A 16694-nucleotide genomic window follows, 5' to 3' on the forward strand; every position below is an offset into this window, starting at 1 on the left:
GAAGTGCTACTGGGTTGCGAACTGGGACTCCGGGTTCGGCGACGCGTCCCGCAACCGCTTCGTGTATTCGTGCTGGGGGTTGAGGATCACATCGTCAGCCGGTCCGCTCTCGACGACGACACCCTTGTAGAGCACCATGATTTCGTCGCTGAAGTGACGGGCGGTCGCGAGGTCGTGTGTGATGTACAGGACCCCGAGGTTCTCTTCACGCTGCAGGTCGCCGAGCAGGTTCAGCACCCCCAAGCGGATCGACACGTCGAGCATCGAAACCGGCTCATCAGCGATGAGTACGCTCGGCTTCGGAGCCAGAGCCCGCGCGATCGCAACTCTCTGACGTTGACCGCCGGAGAGTTCGTGGGGCTTCCTGGAACGCATCTCTGAGGCCGGAGTCAACTGCACTCGGGTGAGAAGCTGTTCGACCTCAGCGCCAAGGTTCGCCCGGGTGCTCCGTTTGTGCAGAAGCAGGGGTCTCTCGAGGTGGTGTTCAACGGGGTGGAACGGGTTGAGCGATGCGAAGGGATCCTGGAAGACCATCTGAACGTGACGGCGGTAGTCGCGCAATCCCCGGCCGAACCGCGGAACCGGTTCTCCATCGAGCAGAATTTCTCCGCTGGTCGGGCGCTCGAGCTGGACCAGCATCTTCGCAATCGTTGACTTGCCGCTCCCGCTCTGCCCGACAAGCGCGATCGTCTTGCCCGGCTCGAGTGTGAAGCTCACATCATTGACCGCTTTGAGCTTGCCCGATCCGCGCACCCGGTATTCCTTCGACACGTTCCGAAATTCGAGAGTGGTCATGCGATCGCCTCGTCCTTTGTTCTGGTCTCATCGTTGCCGCTGCGAATGAAGCCGCCCCGCTCGCCCGTGAGGCTCGGGAATGACTGCAGAAGTCGTTCGGTGTATACGTGGTCCGGTCGACGGAAAATGCGCTCAGCCGTGCCGAGCTCGACGATTTCACCCTGGAGCATCACGGCGATCCGGTCGCTGATCTCGAGGAGCAGCGGGAGGTCGTGGGTGATGAAGATGACAGAGAACCCGAACTGGGCACGCAACTCGCTGATCTCCTGCAGGATGTCCCGCTGGACGAGCACATCGAGAGCTGTCGTCGGTTCGTCCATGATCATGAGCTGTGGCTTGAGCGCAAGCGCCATCGCGATCATGACGCGCTGACGCATTCCCCCTGACAGCTCATGGGGGAACGACCTCAGGCGATCGCGTCCAACACCGATGAGGTCGAGAAGACCTGCACTCTCCTCACGGCGGTCGGCCTTCGACATCTGAGGCCGATGCGTGCTGAAAATATCGCCGAGTTGCTTCTCGATGCTGATGACTGGATTGAGCGCATTCATGGCGCCCTGGAAGACCATCGACACCTTATCCCAGCGGTACTCCCGCAACTCCTTGACCTTGAGAGCGTTGATGTCGATGTCATACCCGTCCTTGTCGTGGAGGATGGCTGACCCGGTTCGAATGACTGCCGGCGGGCGAAGCAGCCGGTTGATGCCGTAGGCAAGGGTGGTCTTGCCGCAGCCTGACTCTCCCGCCAGCCCGAGAATCTCTCCCCGCTGTATCTCGAGGTTGACGTCGCGGACCGCGTGGACCGGTCGTTCCGTCTCGTACACGATGTTGTAGTCACGGATGCTCAGTAGCGTGTCGTCGGTCATACCGGCACACCTCCCTCAATTGTGGTGTGAAGGCGCTGCTTCAGGCGCTTCTTGTCTTTGCGAAGGGTCGTGGTGCGAAGCTTCGGGTTGACGACCTCATCGATCGCGAAGTTCACGAGAGAGAGTGCCCCACCGAGTACCGCGATGAGGATTCCCGGCGGAACAAACCACCACCAGGTTCCCAGCGTGAGTGCGAATCCGTTCTGCGCCTGGAAGAGCATCGTTCCCCAGGTGAAGGTGCCAGAGGCGCCCAAGCCGAGATAGCTCAACCCGGCCTCGGCGAGGATCGCGGCAATGATCGCGAGGACGAATTGCGAGGCCAGGACCGGAATCAGGTTGGGGAGGATCTCGACCACGATGATGCGCCAGGGCTTTTCGCCGGATACTCGCGCAGCGGCGACGTAGTCACGGCTGCGAAGTGAGAGAGTCACAGACCTCAGCACCCGTGCCGATGCCGCCCAGCTCGTGATCGCAAGCACGACCGCGAGTACCCAGATGGTCTTGTCCTGAACGTAGCTGGAGATCACGATCACCAGCGGCAGGCCGGGAATGACGAGCATGATGTTGGTGAAGAGCGAGAACGTTTCGTCGAGCCAGCCACCGATGTAGCTGCCGATGACCCCGAAGATCATCGAAAGGATGAGTGCGAGCATTCCCACCACGAGCCCGATCAGCAGCGAACCCTGGGTGGCGTGTGCGAGCTGGGCGAGGACATCCTGACCGGTTTGCGTGGTGCCGAGCAGGAACTCTCCGCCGGGCGGCGTCCTGCCGATGTCACGAATGGAGCGGGGATTCCCCAGCAACACCGGCCCCAGGACTCCGAAGAGCACGATAGCTGCAATCAGGATGAGTCCGGTCGCGAGCTTCGGCGTCATCGGTGGCAGGACGGAACGCCACCGCGGAGCCTCCTTTTTTGGATCGGTCCGCACCGCGGCGAAGTTCGCCGTCAGCGGTGAGGCGCTGTCCGCCCGGAGAGCCATGTTGGTCGATGCCGTACCCGGTACGGCGAGGTCGGAGAAGATGATCTCCTGGTCGGTTCGGGCGGATGCCGCCACCGTTGCGGCTGCTTCACCCGGTGTCGGCTCAGTGCCGCCGTTGACGGCGCGTGATGGTTCGTGTGACATGGTCCCTTACCCGTTCGCCCTGGTTCGTGGATCGATCACGCCGTACAGCAGATCGACGATGAGGTTCGCACCGAGCACCGCGAGGGTGATCACGAGGAACAGGCCCTGCATGAGCGCATAGTCGCTGTTGTTCACGGCCTGGAGGAGTGTGCTGCCGATGCCTGGGTACGAGAAGACCTGTTCAGTCACGATCGACCCCGAAACCACGAAGCCGAGCGAGATCGCGAAGCCGGCGACGGAGGGCAGGACCGCGTTGCGGGCGGCATACGCGGTCATGATGCGCACCGGCCGAAGGCCCTTGGCCTCTGCGGTGACGATGTAGTCCTCCGACAGTGTCGAGACCATCATGTTCCGCATACCGAGCAGCCAGCCGCCGAACGACGAGATGACGATCGTGAGCGCGGGGAGGGTGCCGTGGTAGATCGCCGTTTGGATGAAGTCCCACGTCAGCCCGGGTTGCGCGACGTTGTAGTTGTAGCCACCGCTGACCGGGAAGGCTCCGAGGCCAACCGAAAGGATGTAGAGCAGCACGAGCGCGAGCCAGAAGTACGGGACGGCCTGGAACATGGTCGTGACGGGCACGAGGTTGTCGAGCCACGATCCGCGCTTCCAGCCGGCAAGCATCCCCAGCGTGACGCCGACGATGAACGCGAGCAGCGTTCCGATTCCGATCATGACGAGCGTCCAGGGCAGTGCCTGGCCGATGATCTCGACCACCGGAACGGGATAGTAGGTGATCGATATCCCGAGGTTTCCGGTAAAGATCCCGACCAGGTAGACCCAGTACTGCTCCAGGAATCCCTGGTCGGGGGCGCCTCCGAGGAGGAGTTCAAGGCTGTCGCGAAGTTCGTCGGTCACGGGACCGCGAGCTGAGAGCTTGGCCACGAGAATGTCGACGGGATTTCCCGGCAACATGCGTGGTAGCAAAAAGTTCACGGTCAACGCGCCCCACAGCGCGACGGCATAGAAGCCGAGCTTGGGAGCGATATATCTCACTGGTTCTGCCTCTCTTTAACTCCTCCCCGGAACACGGGTTAGTTCGCCGGCTTGATCGTCTTCAAGACGATGCCGTTGTCCCAGGCCCGGTCGGGGCGCGGGTAGGCGTACAGGTTGGCCTCGGTCGGCCATCCCTGCACGTTGTCGGTGTTGTAGATGGTCAGCGCCGAGTTGACGAGGATCGGGATGTACGGCATGTCCCGCACGATCTCGGCCTGCACGACGGCGTACTGCTCAGCCTTGACGGCCTCATCGAGCGTCGCGCCTGCCGTGTCGATCGCCTTGTCGACAGTGGGGTTGCTGTAGCGCGCGAAGTTCTGACCGGAGGTTTCGCCAACGGCTGCGGTGTTGTCGGAGTGGAAGTAGCGCATGTAGAGGTAGTACGGATCTGCGGCAACGCCCTGACCGAGGGAGTCGAGCGAAAGCTGGAAGTTACCGTTGCTCTTGTTCGCCGTCCATTCCTGGAACGACACCTGTGCTGGCTTCAACTCAATGCCTGCCTCGAGCAGCTGCTCAGCCGAAGCGTCGATCGCCGCGATGTAGTCGGTCCAGCCGGTGACGACCTGAACGGTCAGGCTGACTCGTTCGCCGTCCTTCGCGTAGATCCCGTCGGACCCGCGGGCGTAGCCGGCTCCTTCGAGTGCTTCGATCGCTGCGTCGACATTCGGCGTTCCGGGAACCGGCTCGCTGAACTCGTCGGCGATCCACTTCTCGTCACGGTCGAGAAGACCGTACGTTGGCGACATCTGGCCGTTGTAGCTGGAGAAGGCCAGGGAGTTCAGCTGGTCGCGGTTCAGGGCGTTGTAGATCGCGGTTCGCACGGCGACGTCGGTCTGCGGACCGGTGCAGCCGAGAGACGGGTCAGAGCAGGTGAAGAACGACGTCTGGTTGAGCGGCGTGTTGGTGTACTCAAGGGGAGTGCCCTTGAAGACGCCCTCGACGTCGGGAAGGAAGATGCCGGCGAGGTCGATCTCGCCCTGGAGCAGGGTGTCCGTTGCCGACTGGTTGCCGGTCAGTGAGATATAGCGGACAGTATCGATCTCCGGTCGTCCACCCCAGTAGTCCTCGTTTGCGGCGAGAAGGTAGTTCTGTGAATTGAACTCACTGAGGGTGAAGGCACCCGAGCCGACGGGCTCCGCGTTCTGGTCGGTCGTCGGGTCTGTCTTCTCGGCCCAGATGTGTTCAGGGACGATCGGGGTGTTGCCGATGTACGAGACGGCGTCGGTGAATGATGGCTCAGGGAAGGTGAATTTGACGGTGTTCTCATCGACCAGTTCCGCCTGGCCGTCGTAACCCGCCGTGTTGAAGGCAGGGACCTCAGTGATGAGCTCGAAGGTGTAGACGACGTCCTCGGCCGTCAGCGCTTCTCCGTCGCTCCACTTCACGCCCTCACGCATGGTGATGGTGAGTTCAGTTCCTGCTTCGTTGAATTCGAAGGACTCGCCCAGCAGCGGCTCGGGGTCACCGCCGGCCGTGATGTTGTAGAAGAAGAGCGGCTCGTAGATGACGCCGCGCGTCGACTGGAGGTTTCCCTCGATGAACGGGTTGAAGTTTTCTGCGAAGTCGCCCGTGACGCCGGTGTAAACGACGACTTCGGAGTCGCCGGAGTTGTCGCCTCCGTTCGTGTCGCCGGTTGACGCTGTACAGGCGGTCAGGGTGAGCGCGGAGGCGAGCATGACGCCCGCGACAGTAGCCCTCTTCCGCTTCATTGCGTGAGACATTGTGATGCCCTTCTTTGGGTTGGTGGTGCGTGGCCTGAATGTGTGGGTTCTGTGATTGGTCGCCTGCGAGGTGACCCTCGCGGCGCGTCCCGCCTGGCTAGACGGTGGATTCGTGCGGGTCCCAGCCGTCGGGAAGCGGAGTCACAGTCGGTGCGGCGCTTTCCACCCCGACGAACTCCCCGGTCGTGATCGACTCGCTCACCGCGACCATGGTGTCGACGACGTGGTACGCCAGCTCGCCCGATGCCCGATGAGGGCGGTCCTCGCGGATCGCCCTGGCGAGGTCGAGCACCCCAGTGCCCCGCGTGGAGCTGGCGACGGTCGACTCGAGAATCTCGGAGGTGTCGGAACCGCGACGGTGAATCACGACGTCGCCGTCGAAATTGTTCGGGTCGGGGAGGACCAGGGTCCCCTCGGTGCCGGCGATCTCGACGAAGCCCTGTCTGCGGATGGCCGAGTCGAAGCTCCACACGCTCTGGGACGTCGCGCCTTCGGTGAACTGCAGCAGCGCGCCAACGTGCGACGGCACGGTGACATCGAACTCTTCACCCGCCTTGGGGCCCGAACCAATTACCCGCTTCGAGTGCGCCGTCGACCCTGACGCGGCAACGCGCACGACGGATCCGAAGGCCTGAACGAGGGTTGTCAGGTAGTACGGACCGATGTCGAAGAGTGGGCCGGCGCCCTCCTGGAAGAGGAAGGCGGGGTTCGGATGCCACGATTCCGGCCCGGGGGACTGCATCAGTGTCAGGGCGGTCAGTGGGGTGCCGATGTCACCTCGGTGAATGGCGCGCAATGCCGCTTGCAGACCAGCGCCGAGGAACGTGTCTGGCGCGCAGCCGACACGGAGGCCGGCATCCGCCGCTTTCGACAGGAGGTCGAGTCCGCTGGCACGATCGAGAGAGAACGGCTTCTCGCCGATGACGTGCTTTCCGGCAGCGATCGCCTGCAACGCCACGGGCACGTGCGCTGTGGGAATGGTCAGGTTGACCACGATCTCGACGTCGGGGTGTGAGAGCACTGTCTCGACGCCACCGCTCGACTCGATGCCGAACTGGGCGGCGCGTTTTGCGGCGAGCTCTTCGAAGAGATCGCCGATGACGTGCACCTTCACGTCGGGGAACGACTGCAGGTTCTCGAGGTAGGTTTCGCTGATGACGCCGGCACCGATGATGCCGATGCCAACGGGACCGGAGCCGCTCATGCTGAGGCCTTTCCGGTGAGGTAGTTGAAGCTGTCGGTGACGGCGTCGAACTCGTCGCCGTCGAAACCGTCGAGCTCGACGACGCCGATGGCTGAACGGGGTGCAGCGGCGATGATCTGCTCGATAGGCAGGGAGCCCGAGCCGACGGCAACCTGCTTCGTGATATCGAGGCTTCCGTCTCCATCCTTGATGTGGATGGCGACGACGCGATCACCAAGACGCTTCAGGAGTTCGACCGGGTCGGCCCCACCGACCTGGGCCCAGTAGGTGTCGATCTCGAGCACGACCGCCGGGTCCAGTGCGTCGACAAGCAGGTCGAGCGCGAAACGCTCGTCGATACGATTCTCGAGTTCGAAGTGGTGGTTGTGGTAGCCGACCGTGACACCGAACTCAGCGCCTGTCTGTGCTGCGCGGTTGAGCTTCTCGGCGGTGGCGGCAATGTCGTCGGCGGTCGTCCAGAGCGCGCGGTCGACGTGCGGGTCGATGACGATACCGATGCCGAGGCGGACGGATGCCTCGAACACCGGGCGCTGGTCGTCGATGGAGAGCAGCCCGACGTGGGCAGATGGTGCGACGAGCCCGGTTGACGCGAGTGTCCTCTCGAGCTCGTCTACGGCGGTGACGAATCGGTACGGCTCGACCTGGCGATAGCCGATCGCGGCTACCCGATCCATCGTGCCGTCGAAGTCCGCTGCCAGGGCATCGCGCAGTGTGTAGAGCTGCAGGGAGGGGTTCTCGAATATCGTCATGGACTCCATCATCCTTTTGGAACGGGCGACCGAAAACACTTTTGTGCCCGGCTTTATTAACTCGCCTAAGATAGTTTCTATCATGACAACGACGCGAGGGAAAGAGCCAGAAGTGATTGGATCAAAACCGACGCATCGCTACACCCGTGTTTTCCGAATCCAAGAAAAGAGACCAGCGTGACGTTCCGACCCCTCAACACCGCCGACGGCGCTTCCTGGATTCTTCGAGCGACGGGTGGACCGATCGACGCCGGAATCGCCGGTCGAGACGTCCCGGCGACGGTTCCCGGTGAAGTGCAGCTCGACCTTCTCGCCGCCGGGCTCATCGATGACCCGTTCGACGGCGCCAACGAAACGATCCAGGCCTGGATCGGGTATTGCGACTGGCGGTACAGCACTTCGTTCGTCTGGGATGGTGAAGACGCTGATCGTCACGACCTCGTCGCTGACGGGCTCGATACCGCCGCGACGATCACGCTCAACGGCGTTGAGGTCGCCCGTACCCAGAACCAGCACCGCAGCTACCGGTTCGACATCGGCTCACTCCTCGTCGAGGGTGCGAACGAACTCGTCGTGGATTTCCGCTCCCCGATCGAGTTCGCGCGGGAGCAGGAGGCCCTTCTCGGCGCGCGCCCAACGGTCATGCATCACCCGTTCAACGCGATCCGCAAGGTCGCGTCGAACTTCGGCTGGGACTGGGGCATCGACGTCTCGAGTTCCGGCATCTGGAAGTCGATCGGCATCGAATCCTGGTCCGGCGTCCGGATCGCTTCGGTCCGCCCGCTTACCGAGATCGATGGAACTACCGGGGTCCTGACCGCTGCCGTCGACCTCGAATGGGCGGCCGCGACATCGGCTACCGATCTCTCGGTGACGGTGAACGGGCGAACCGAGACGCTCCGAGTGCAACCGGGCCAGACGGATGCCGCGGTGCGCGTTGACGCCGGAGCAATCGACCTCTGGTGGCCACGCGGCTACGGGCAGCAGCCGCTCTACGACGTGGCGGTGACAGCGGGCGACAGCGCCTGGAACGGACGGATCGGGTTCCGCACCGTCACCCTGGACACCGCTCCCGATGAGCACGGTGCGCCGTTCTCCTTCTTCGTCAACGGGCAGTTGATCGGCATCCGTGGGGCGAACTGGATTCCGGACGATGCTTTCGTCACGCGGATCACCCGCGAGCGGTACCGCACACGGATCACCGATGCCGTCGACGCGAACATGAACATGCTGCGGGTGTGGGGCGGTGGCATGTACGAGTCCGACGACTTCTACGACGCCTGCGACGAGTTCGGCGTTCTCGTGTGGCAGGACTTCCTCTTCGCCTGCGGCGCGTACGCCGAAGAGGATCCGCTGTACAGCGAAGTCGAGGCTGAGGCGCGCGAGGCAATCACCCGCCTCTCAGCCCACCCGAGCCTCGCCCTCTGGAACGGCTGCAACGAGAACATCTGGGGTTACCTGGAGTGGGATTGGCGCCGGAAGCTGGGAGACCTGACCTGGGGAGAGGGCTACTACTTCGACCTGTTCCCCGCTCTCGTCGCCGAACTGGATCCGGCGACGCCGTACTCGCCCGGCAGCCCGTTCTCCTTCACCCGGTACGCGCACCCCAATGATCCCCGCAACGGAACAACTCACATCTGGGATGTCTGGAATTCGAAGGACTACACGACCTACGGCGAGTACCAGCCGCGGTTCGCGAGCGAATTCGGGTTCCAGGGCCCGCCCGCCTGGTCGACGCTCACAGCATCCGTTCACGATGAACCGCTCGACCCGTACGGGGCGGAGATGCTCGTGCACCAGAAAGCGGATCAGGGCAATCTCAAGCTCGAACGCGGGCTCGGCGATCACCTGCCTGCGCCCCGCTCGATCGAGGAGTGGCACTGGGCGACCCAGCTGAACCAGGCTCGCGCGCTCCGGTACGGCATCGAGCACTTCCGGTCGCTCTGGCCGCTCAACACGGGCTCGATCATCTGGCAGCTGAACGACGACTGGCCCGTGATCTCGTGGGCCGCCGTCGACTATGCCGGGCACCGCAAACCGTTGTGGCACGCGCTCAAGCATGCTTATGCCGACCGGCTGCTGACGATTCAGCCGCGGGACGGCGTTCCCGTGCTCGTCGCCCACAACGACTCCGCGGAACGCTGGAGGGCGACGGTGAGCATCTCCAGACTCGCGCTTGACGGCACCGCCATCGCCGGGCACTTCGTCGATATCGATGTCGAGCCTCGAGGCATCGTGCTTCTGCCGCTCGACGGCTGCGTTCTCGCGGTGAAGGATGCCACGGCGGAATTCGTCGAGGCGAGTGCAGACGGCGTCAACAGCGCGTTCTGGTACTTCGCCGGAGACCCCGAGCTCGCGCTCGTTCCGACGGCATCCGCTCTCGATGTCGTGGTGGAGCGGGTCGAAGGGGGCGCGACGCTCACCCTCCGCGCGACCTCTCTCGTCAAGGACATCGTGATCCAGGCGGACCGGCTCCATCCAGAGGCAACCGTCGACCGTGGGCTCGTCACACTTCCGGCCGGATCGACCGCCGTTTTCACCCTTACTGGGGACCTGCCAGAGTCTCTTCCGACCGTCTTCCCGATGTTATGTTCAGTCAATGATCTCGTCACGAAGTGAGCGAGTCGTTCCGGCGTCGGTGGGGCTCTGCCTGCACCAGCCCCGACGCCGCGTCCCTCTCGAACCGTTCTGGATGCAGTTTCTTCGGGGAGCAGAGGACGTGCTTGCCGAACGCGGCATGACCCTCCTGCTCAAGGTCGTCGTCGACCTCGACGACGAAATGACGACGTTGCGGCGGTGGCACGAGACCAGACAGGTTGCCGGCGTCATCGTCTCGGACCTTGCTCCCGAGGACCAGCGTCTTGACCTGTTGCGCGAACTGGGGATGCCCGCTGTGATCATGGCGTCGCCGCTTCTCGCCCCGGACTTCGCGACGATGTCGACCGACAACGCCTCCACCATGCGGGAGGCGATGGATTTTCTGGCTGCGGCCGGGCATCAGCGGATCGGCCGGATCGCCGGGCCGAGTGGGCTCATGCACACCATCGTGCGCGACGATGCCTTCGTCGACGCCGGTATCCGCCTCGGTGTGGAAACCCGGGTGGTCGAAGCGGACTACACCGCCGAGGCCGGCGCGGCGGCGACCACCGTTCTGCTGAGCGAGCAGCCCAGTCCGACAGCACTGATCTACGACAACGACGTGATGGCGCTCGCCGGCCTCGACGTCGTGCATCAGGCGGGACTCCGGGTTCCTGAGGATGTCGCGATATTTGCGTGGGACGACTCCGTGCATTGCCAGCTCGCGTCCCCACCGCTTTCCGCGTTGATGCACGATCGGGTCGACTACGGCGCACAGACGGCGCACGTGTTCCTCGATGTGCTCGACGGCAAGCCAGACCCCAGTCGGGTGACCGAGTCGCCGCATCTGATCGAGCGCGAGTCCACCCGGACCGTCCGCCTGGCAACCAGCAGCTGACCAATACACTGGCGGGGTGAGCGACGTTCAAACGATCCCCAGCATTGCGATTCTCGGTACCGGCTCGATGGGGTCGGCGATCCTTTCCGGTCTGCTCCAGCCGCGAGCCGAGGTGACCGGCGGCATCCGGGTGACAAATCGGACCCATGCCAAGGCGGCTGAACTCGCGAAACTCCCCGGGGTCACGTCGATCGCTCTCGAGGACGATGCGGATGCCAACCGCACCGCTGTCGCCGGAGCGCGCGTCGTTCTCGTGGCCGTGAAGCCCGCGATGGTTCCTGACCTGCTCCGCGAGATCGCCGACTTTCTCGAGCCGGGCACGATCGTGATCAGCGTCGCTGCCGGCGTCACGGTCGCCACGTTCGAGGCGCTGCTGCCCGACACCGTCGCCGTGTTGCGCTCGATGCCCAATACCCCTTCGGTCGTCGGGCGAGGCGTCACCGGGCTGTCAGCGGGCACCCGGTCGAGCGACGAGGATCTCGCCGTCGGCCGCGCCGTGTTCGAGACCGTCGGGACGGTCATCGAGGTGCCCGAGTCGCAGCTCGACGCGCTCAGCACCATCTCCGGGTCGGGTCCCGCCTACGTCTTCCTCCTGATCGAGGAACTCACGAAGACCGCGATCAGCAAGGGTTTCACGCCCGAGCAGGCGGCGATTCTCGTGAACGGCACATTCCGCGGGGCCGCTGAGCTTCTTGCCCAGTCCGATCAGTCGCCCGAAGAGCTGCGGATCCAGGTCACGAGCCCCAAAGGCACGACCGAGCGCGCCGTGGCCGTGCTGCAGAGCGCGAACCTCAAGCGCACGTTCGACGAGGCAACGGATGCCGCGCTCGCGCGGGCGAAGGAACTCGCCGCCGGTTCGTAACCGGAGTCGTCCGCTCGACGGAGCCGATGGCATCCGCGTTGTCATCCATCCCGGTCGCAAGCACCCGGCGTATCAGGTGAATCCGTCCGCAGTAGATGAACAGACGCGCAGGTCAGCTCGTGAGCGACGCGAACTTTTCGATGTCGGCCGTGGTTCCGGACACGATGATGAGGTCGTGGTCGGTGACAACGGTCTCGGCCGTGGCGTAGGTGAACGGCTTGCCGGGGGACTTCACGCCAACGACGGTGATGTGGTACTTCGAGCGTACACCGCTCTGGCCCAGCGGTAGCCCGCGGATCGGCTTCGGCGGGTACATCTTGACGAGGGCGAAGTCGTCGTCGAACTGGATGAAGTCGAGCATCCGGCCGCTGACGAGGTGGGCGACACGTTCACCGGCCTCGGCCTCGGGGTAGATGACGTGGTTGGCGCCGACCCGGGCGAGGATCTTGCCGTGCGATTGAGAGACGGCCTTCGCCCAGATCTGGGGGATCTTGAGGTCGACGAGGTTTGCGGTGATGAGCACGCTCGCCTCGATCGAGGAGCCGACGGCGACGACGGCGATCGAGAAGTCCTGCGCGCCGATCTGCTTGAGCGCCTCGATGTTGCGGGCGTCAGCCTGCACGGTGTGGGTGATCCGTTCGGACCACTTCTGCACGAGTTCCGCTCCGGCGTCGATCGCGAGCACTTCACGGTCGAGGCGGTCCAGCTCACCGGCACACGCGGCACCGAACCGGCCGAGTCCGATGATGAGCACAGGAGCATCGTGCTTGATACGGTCAACCAACGATGGGCCTTTCTTCGGGTCTGCGGTAGAGCCTCGTGCTTGTAGAGGCGGCGACGGCCGCAGCGAGTGTCACTGTACCAACTCGGCCGAGGAACATGGTCATGGCGAGCACATACTTGGCGGGATTATCGACTTGACCGGTGAGTCCGGTCGACAGGCCGACGGTGCCGAATGCCGAGATCACGTCGAACAGAACGTGGTCGAGTGGTGCTTTGGTCATCTGGAGCAGGATGATGCACGACAACGCGACGATGGTGGCACCCCAGAGCACGACGCTCAGGGCGACGCGGAGCACGTCCGGTGGGATTCGGCGCCCGAACGCTTCCATGTCCGGACTGCCCTTCGCCTCGGCGAGGGCCGCGAGGAAGATGACGGCCAGGGTCGTCACCTTGATGCCGCCGCCGGTCGACGCCGAACCGCCACCGATGAACATGAGCATGTCGGCGACGAGCAGGCTTGAGCCGTTGAGGTCGGCGATCTCGATCGACGCGAACCCGCCTGACCTCGTCATCATCGACAGGAAGATCGACTGGAACACGGTGTCGCTCGCGTTGAGGGAGCCGAACGTCTTCGCGTTGTCGAATTCGAGGAGTGCAAAGGCACCCGCGCCGAGGAAAAGAAGGATGAGCGTCGTGACGAGCGTGAGCTTGACGTGCAACGACCAGAATCTGGTGCGGAACAGGTGGCGCTTCAGCGCGTAGATGACGGGGAATCCGAGCGCCCCGAGGAACACTCCCAGCATGAGCGTCGACAGGAACCAGTAGTCGTTCGCGAACGTGCCGAGCCCTTCGGCGTTGGGGGTGAAGCCGGTGTTCGTGAAGGCCATGGCCGAGTAATAGAAGCTGTGCCAGATGGCATCCCCGAGAGGAACGCCGTCGATGAGCATCCGCGGGAAGAGAAGGATGGCGATGACCAGTTCGATGACCACGAGGCTGAGTGCCACGGTGGCGAGCAGGCTGCCGATCTCACCGAGGCGCACCGCCTGGCCCTCGGCGACGGGGCCACGGTGGCCGCGCATGGGGTTGGAGTCGCTCGCGGCCATGAGCTTCGCGCGCAGGCCGAGCCGGCGCGAGATGACCATGCCGAGGATGGATGCGAGCGTCAGAACGCCGACGGCGCCGATCTGCACACCGATATAGACGAGCATGTGGCCGACGACCGACCAGTGCGTCGCCATGTCGACCGTTGAGAGCCCGGTGACGCAAATGACCGACACAGCGGTGAAGAACGCGTCGGCGAGCGGCGTCGATGTGCCTGAGGAGGCGGCGATGGGCATCGAGAACAGCAACGTGAACAGCAGGATCAGCGCTGAAAAGACAAGCAGCGCAAATCGGGATGGTGACCGGCCGGTGAAGTCGTTGACCATCTCGCGGAGCCGGGCGAATCCGGTGAGAACCAGAATGTGAGGTCGGCCCTCGGTGGTACTGCCCGTCACGGTTCCCCCGTTCTTGGCTCAGTTGGGACCGATGTCATGGTACTCCGTGCTGAGAGTCACTAGCCTTGGGGGATGGCTGACATTTTTGACGTGATTGCAGACGCCACCCGGCGTGACATCCTGCAGATCCTCCTCGACCGGTACGAGAGCGATTCGGCCGTCTCGCACGGGGGGACGAGCGTCTCCGAGATCGTGACAGCCCTCGGTCTGAGCCAGCCCACCGTGTCGAAGCACCTGAAGGTCCTCCGCGAGGCGGGCCTTGTCGCCGTGCGCGAGGAGGGGCAGCACCGCTACTACCGGCTCGAATACTCCCCGCTCGAGACCGTCGAGGACTGGCTCATCCCGTTCCTCAGCGTCGATTTCGACATCGCCGAGGCGGTCGGGCTCGGTCAGCACGCCCTCACCGACCAGGCGAAGACCATGGCGGATGCCATCGGGCACGCGGTTGCGGACACCACGCACCGCGTCTCCTCCGCTGTGCAGGCGGTCAGCAAGAAGCTTGGGAAGTAGGGGCCTTCACGTTTGCGGTCCCCGCGATTCCTGTCTGAACACGTCGCTGACAGCGCCTGACCTCGGCGTGGGAGCTTGCGCCTCGCGAATCAGCTAGACTGTCCCGAGGCATTTTTTACTGCCGGCCGTGGCATCCGCGGCCACCGCCAACTTTGTGAGGTAAGTAGTGGGTTCTGTAATCAAGAAGCGCCGCAAGCGTATGGCGAAGAAGAAGCACCGCAAGTTGCTTCGTAAGACTCGTCACCAGCGTCGCAACAAGAAGTAACAAGCAACGCACCAGTGAAGCGTCAGACCCTCGTGGGCTGGCGCTTTTTGGCGTATCCGGCCGCCCTGCCCCGGTGATCGAGTAGGCGGTTCGCCCGCCCGCCCCGGTGATCGAGTAGGCCGCCCGCGGCCGTATCGAGATCCCGCTGCGATCTCGATACGCTCCCTGCGCGAGCTACTCGATCAACCAAGAGATGCGAGCTACTCCGTCGCCATAGCCTCGTAACGCCGCCGCAGCACTGCGCGTTCGACAAGCGTCCACGTCGTCGTGACCGCGAGGTAGAGCGTCGCGGCGAGAGGCACGATGGCAGCGAAGACCACCGTGAGAAACGGCATCCAGCTGAGTGTCCCCGTGAGGTTCTGCATCGCGGGCGGCACGGACTCCGGTGTGACCGGTGCGTTCTTGAGCGCCGCCCGCCGCGAGAACCAGGCGACGCCCGCGATCACCGCGAGCAGCCCGACATAGACGAGCACGCCCGGCCACACCGCACCCGACCCGAGAAAGCCGACGAGTGGCATCCCGAGCGCGACGCCGAGGACTTCCTCGGTGAGCAGCTCATTCGGATGCCCGTTGATCCCCTGCAGGATGAACAGACCGTAGACGGTCGAGATCACGGGTGCCTGCAGGAGTGTGGGGAGGCACCCGGCGAGCGGTGACGCCTTCTCTGCGGCATACAGTTCCATCGTCTTCTTCTGGAGGACCTCGGGTTTCTTCTTGTAGCGGCGCTGGAGCTCCTGAAGTTTGGGCGCGAGCCGGCGGCGAGTGAACTCGGCACGCACCTGGGAGCGGCCGACCGGGATGAGGGCGGTGCGAACGATCATGGTGATCGCGATGATCGCCGCCGCGGTGGCGAGCGAGCCCGCGACAGGAGTCAGCAGTCCGGCGAGGCCGGAAACGAGTGAGTAGGCAAAGTCGAGCACGATCGCGATGGGCGCGAACGAATAGATGTCCACAGGGGAGTCCTAACGGTCAGAGGGAAAGGGTTGCGACGAATGGTCGCGGCTCTCCTCTTACTGAAGGGCTACGCGACCGCCTCTGACAGGCCGGGTGCTCGCGGCTGGGGCCGTCCCGCCGTGTTGGGGTGGCTGGGTGCTGGAATCCGCGTCAGGGACTCTCGGTGTTCGCGTGACCGCGACCCCACCATGAGCCTCAGGGCGATGATGATGACCGCGAGGTACCGCGCACCGAGAAGAGCGGATGCCGCCAGGACGGCGACTCCGGCAACGAGCACGGTGGAGGGCTCACCCTGTGCGACCGCAAGCACGAGGAACGACGCGGTCAGCAGCATGACCAGGTGCGCGTGCAGTTCTCTCATGAGGTCCTCGAGTTCGGTGAGTTCGAGGTTACCGGACACGGCCTCGATACGCTCGCTGGCGCTCGCTACTCGACCAGCGGTGTGTGGGTGCTGGCGCTCGCTACTCGACCAGCGGTGGCGGCACCACAGAGCTCGCGAACTCGTGCCCGCCGCTGTCGAGGGCAGGCAGGTTGACGACCGCCTCGATTCCGACGAGTGCATCCGGGCGGGCGAGGGCGTACACCTGCAGCACCGTGATGGCCGTTGGCTGTGATCCCCACTTCTCGATCGCCGGCCCGAACACCTCATCGAGCGTCACATCCTTGCTGAAGTAGACGGTCAGCTTCGCGACGGCGGATGTGTCGGCACCGACGTCGGCGAGAATCGCCTTCAGCTGCTCGACCGCCTGGGCCGCTTGCGCGCCTGCTCCTCCGGGAACGATCGCGCCCGTGGCATCCACCCCGTTCTGCTCGCCGACGAAAAGGAGGCGACCACCATCGACGAGGGTCGCCTGCGAAAAGTACGGGTTCTTGTGCATGGACCCGGGGTTGATGTGGAACAACGCCATGATGCCTCCAGTGCGAACGGTACCTGCGCGAAATTGTAACCGTTAA

General features: G+C 64.0%; 18 protein-coding genes. 6 read left to right on the forward strand and 12 right to left on the reverse strand.

Annotated features, from left to right (window positions below; translation table 11 throughout):
- Positions 1 to 6: 6 nt before the first annotated feature.
- The 7 genes from ACWA1Q_RS01365 to ACWA1Q_RS01395 all read right to left on the reverse strand — a co-directional run bounded on the left by ACWA1Q_RS01365 (position 7) and on the right by ACWA1Q_RS01395 (position 7455).
- Positions 7 to 795 (reverse strand): ABC transporter ATP-binding protein, encoded by a 789-nt coding sequence (locus tag ACWA1Q_RS01365; protein ID WP_463758900.1) that lies wholly within the window; start codon positions 793 to 795, stop codon positions 7 to 9.
- Positions 792 to 1661 carry an ABC transporter ATP-binding protein gene (locus ACWA1Q_RS01370; protein WP_463758902.1) on the reverse strand — a complete coding sequence of 290 codons (870 nt, stop codon included), beginning with the start codon at positions 1659 to 1661 and terminating at the stop codon, positions 792 to 794. The genes ACWA1Q_RS01365 and ACWA1Q_RS01370 overlap by 4 nt, the downstream gene beginning before the upstream one ends.
- The gene (locus ACWA1Q_RS01375) at positions 1658 to 2785 is read right to left on the reverse strand and encodes an ABC transporter permease (protein ID WP_463758904.1); all 1128 of its coding nucleotides are present in this window, start codon (positions 2783 to 2785) and stop codon (positions 1658 to 1660) included. The genes ACWA1Q_RS01370 and ACWA1Q_RS01375 overlap by 4 nt, the downstream gene beginning before the upstream one ends.
- Before the next feature lie 6 nt (positions 2786 to 2791).
- Entirely contained in the window at positions 2792 to 3781 is a 990-nt protein-coding gene (locus tag ACWA1Q_RS01380; protein ID WP_463758905.1) for an ABC transporter permease, read from the reverse strand.
- Between the two features lie 38 nt (positions 3782 to 3819).
- Positions 3820 to 5502: an ABC transporter substrate-binding protein gene (locus ACWA1Q_RS01385; protein WP_463758907.1), complete on the reverse strand. Its 1683-nt coding sequence runs from the start codon at positions 5500 to 5502 to the stop codon at positions 3820 to 3822.
- A 97-nt stretch (positions 5503 to 5599) separates the two neighbouring features.
- On the reverse strand, positions 5600 to 6706 hold the full coding sequence (locus tag ACWA1Q_RS01390) for a Gfo/Idh/MocA family protein (RefSeq protein ID WP_463758909.1): 1107 nt from the start codon (positions 6704 to 6706) through the stop codon (positions 5600 to 5602).
- Positions 6703 to 7455, reverse strand: a complete 753-nt coding sequence (locus ACWA1Q_RS01395; RefSeq protein WP_463758911.1) for a sugar phosphate isomerase/epimerase family protein — start codon at positions 7453 to 7455, stop codon at positions 6703 to 6705. Before ACWA1Q_RS01395 ends, ACWA1Q_RS01390 begins: the two co-directional genes overlap by 4 nt.
- Here ACWA1Q_RS01395 and ACWA1Q_RS01400 point away from each other — a divergent pair.
- From ACWA1Q_RS01400 to proC, 4 genes are all read left to right on the forward strand, one after another.
- Positions 7454 to 7636 (forward strand): hypothetical protein, encoded by a 183-nt coding sequence (locus ACWA1Q_RS01400; RefSeq protein WP_463758912.1) that lies wholly within the window; start codon positions 7454 to 7456, stop codon positions 7634 to 7636. The two genes, ACWA1Q_RS01395 and ACWA1Q_RS01400, sit on opposite strands and share 2 nt — an antisense overlap.
- Positions 7633 to 10074, forward strand: coding sequence for a glycoside hydrolase family 2 protein (locus ACWA1Q_RS01405; RefSeq protein WP_463758913.1), 2442 nt, complete (start codon positions 7633 to 7635; stop codon positions 10072 to 10074). Before ACWA1Q_RS01400 ends, ACWA1Q_RS01405 begins: the two co-directional genes overlap by 4 nt.
- Positions 10055 to 10930, forward strand: a complete 876-nt coding sequence (locus ACWA1Q_RS01410) for a LacI family DNA-binding transcriptional regulator (protein WP_463758914.1) — start codon at positions 10055 to 10057, stop codon at positions 10928 to 10930. Before ACWA1Q_RS01405 ends, ACWA1Q_RS01410 begins: the two co-directional genes overlap by 20 nt.
- Positions 10931 to 10997: 67 nt before the next feature.
- Positions 10998 to 11792 (forward strand): pyrroline-5-carboxylate reductase, encoded by a 795-nt coding sequence (proC, locus tag ACWA1Q_RS01415; RefSeq protein ID WP_463760898.1) that lies wholly within the window; start codon positions 10998 to 11000, stop codon positions 11790 to 11792.
- A 112-nt stretch (positions 11793 to 11904) separates the two neighbouring features.
- On the opposite strand, the gene ACWA1Q_RS01420 is transcribed toward proC, so the two are convergent.
- On the reverse strand, positions 11905 to 12576 hold the full coding sequence (locus ACWA1Q_RS01420; RefSeq protein ID WP_463758916.1) for a potassium channel family protein: 672 nt from the start codon (positions 12574 to 12576) through the stop codon (positions 11905 to 11907).
- Positions 12569 to 14011 (reverse strand): TrkH family potassium uptake protein, encoded by a 1443-nt coding sequence (locus ACWA1Q_RS01425; RefSeq protein ID WP_463758917.1) that lies wholly within the window; start codon positions 14009 to 14011, stop codon positions 12569 to 12571. The genes ACWA1Q_RS01420 and ACWA1Q_RS01425 overlap by 8 nt, the downstream gene beginning before the upstream one ends.
- A gap of 72 nt (positions 14012 to 14083) precedes the next feature.
- On the opposite strand from ACWA1Q_RS01425, the gene ACWA1Q_RS01430 reads away from it, so the two are divergent.
- Together ACWA1Q_RS01430 and ACWA1Q_RS01435 are read left to right on the forward strand one after the other, a co-directional pair.
- Complete coding sequence (locus ACWA1Q_RS01430; protein WP_463758919.1) at positions 14084 to 14521, forward strand: ArsR/SmtB family transcription factor; 438 nt, start codon at positions 14084 to 14086, stop codon at positions 14519 to 14521.
- A 166-nt stretch (positions 14522 to 14687) separates the two neighbouring features.
- Positions 14688 to 14786: a 30S ribosomal protein bS22 gene (locus ACWA1Q_RS01435; RefSeq protein ID WP_003792170.1), complete on the forward strand. Its 99-nt coding sequence runs from the start codon at positions 14688 to 14690 to the stop codon at positions 14784 to 14786.
- A 200-nt stretch (positions 14787 to 14986) separates the two neighbouring features.
- On the opposite strand, the gene ACWA1Q_RS01440 is transcribed toward ACWA1Q_RS01435, so the two are convergent.
- From ACWA1Q_RS01440 to ACWA1Q_RS01450, 3 genes are all read right to left on the reverse strand, one after another.
- On the reverse strand, positions 14987 to 15739 hold the full coding sequence (locus ACWA1Q_RS01440) for a YidC/Oxa1 family membrane protein insertase (protein WP_463758921.1): 753 nt from the start codon (positions 15737 to 15739) through the stop codon (positions 14987 to 14989).
- Positions 15740 to 15807: 68 nt separating this feature from the next.
- Positions 15808 to 16140 (reverse strand): DUF6412 domain-containing protein, encoded by a 333-nt coding sequence (locus ACWA1Q_RS01445; protein WP_463758923.1) that lies wholly within the window; start codon positions 16138 to 16140, stop codon positions 15808 to 15810.
- Between the two features lie 61 nt (positions 16141 to 16201).
- Positions 16202 to 16648, reverse strand: a complete 447-nt coding sequence (locus ACWA1Q_RS01450) for a RidA family protein (protein ID WP_463758925.1) — start codon at positions 16646 to 16648, stop codon at positions 16202 to 16204.
- Positions 16649 to 16694: the final 46 nt, after the last annotated feature.

It is taken from the genome of Mycetocola sp. TRD_SC_2 (assembly GCF_055361225.1).

What these genes read in the sequence shown, in the direction of transcription:
- ACWA1Q_RS01365 (WP_463758900.1), bottom strand. Translation starts at nt 795, where the DNA reads ATGACCACTCTCGAATTTCGGAACGTGTCGAAGGAATACCGGGTGCGC.
- ACWA1Q_RS01370 (WP_463758902.1), bottom strand. Translation starts at nt 1,661, where the DNA reads ATGACCGACGACACGCTACTGAGCATCCGTGACTACAACATCGTGTAC.
- ACWA1Q_RS01375 (WP_463758904.1), bottom strand. Translation starts at nt 2,785, where the DNA reads ATGTCACACGAACCATCACGCGCCGTCAACGGCGGCACTGAGCCGACA.
- ACWA1Q_RS01385 (WP_463758907.1), bottom strand. Translation starts at nt 5,502, where the DNA reads ATGTCTCACGCAATGAAGCGGAAGAGGGCTACTGTCGCGGGCGTCATG.
- ACWA1Q_RS01390 (WP_463758909.1), bottom strand. Translation starts at nt 6,706, where the DNA reads ATGAGCGGCTCCGGTCCCGTTGGCATCGGCATCATCGGTGCCGGCGTC.
- ACWA1Q_RS01400 (WP_463758912.1), top strand. Translation starts at nt 7,454, where the DNA reads ATGGACTCCATCATCCTTTTGGAACGGGCGACCGAAAACACTTTTGTG.
- ACWA1Q_RS01395 (WP_463758911.1), bottom strand. Translation starts at nt 7,455, where the DNA reads ATGACGATATTCGAGAACCCCTCCCTGCAGCTCTACACACTGCGCGAT.
- ACWA1Q_RS01410 (WP_463758914.1), top strand. Translation starts at nt 10,055, where the DNA reads ATGATCTCGTCACGAAGTGAGCGAGTCGTTCCGGCGTCGGTGGGGCTC.
- proC (WP_463760898.1), top strand. Translation starts at nt 10,998, where the DNA reads ATGGGGTCGGCGATCCTTTCCGGTCTGCTCCAGCCGCGAGCCGAGGTG.
- ACWA1Q_RS01430 (WP_463758919.1), top strand. Translation starts at nt 14,084, where the DNA reads ATGGCTGACATTTTTGACGTGATTGCAGACGCCACCCGGCGTGACATC.
- ACWA1Q_RS01450 (WP_463758925.1), bottom strand. Translation starts at nt 16,648, where the DNA reads ATGGCGTTGTTCCACATCAACCCCGGGTCCATGCACAAGAACCCGTAC.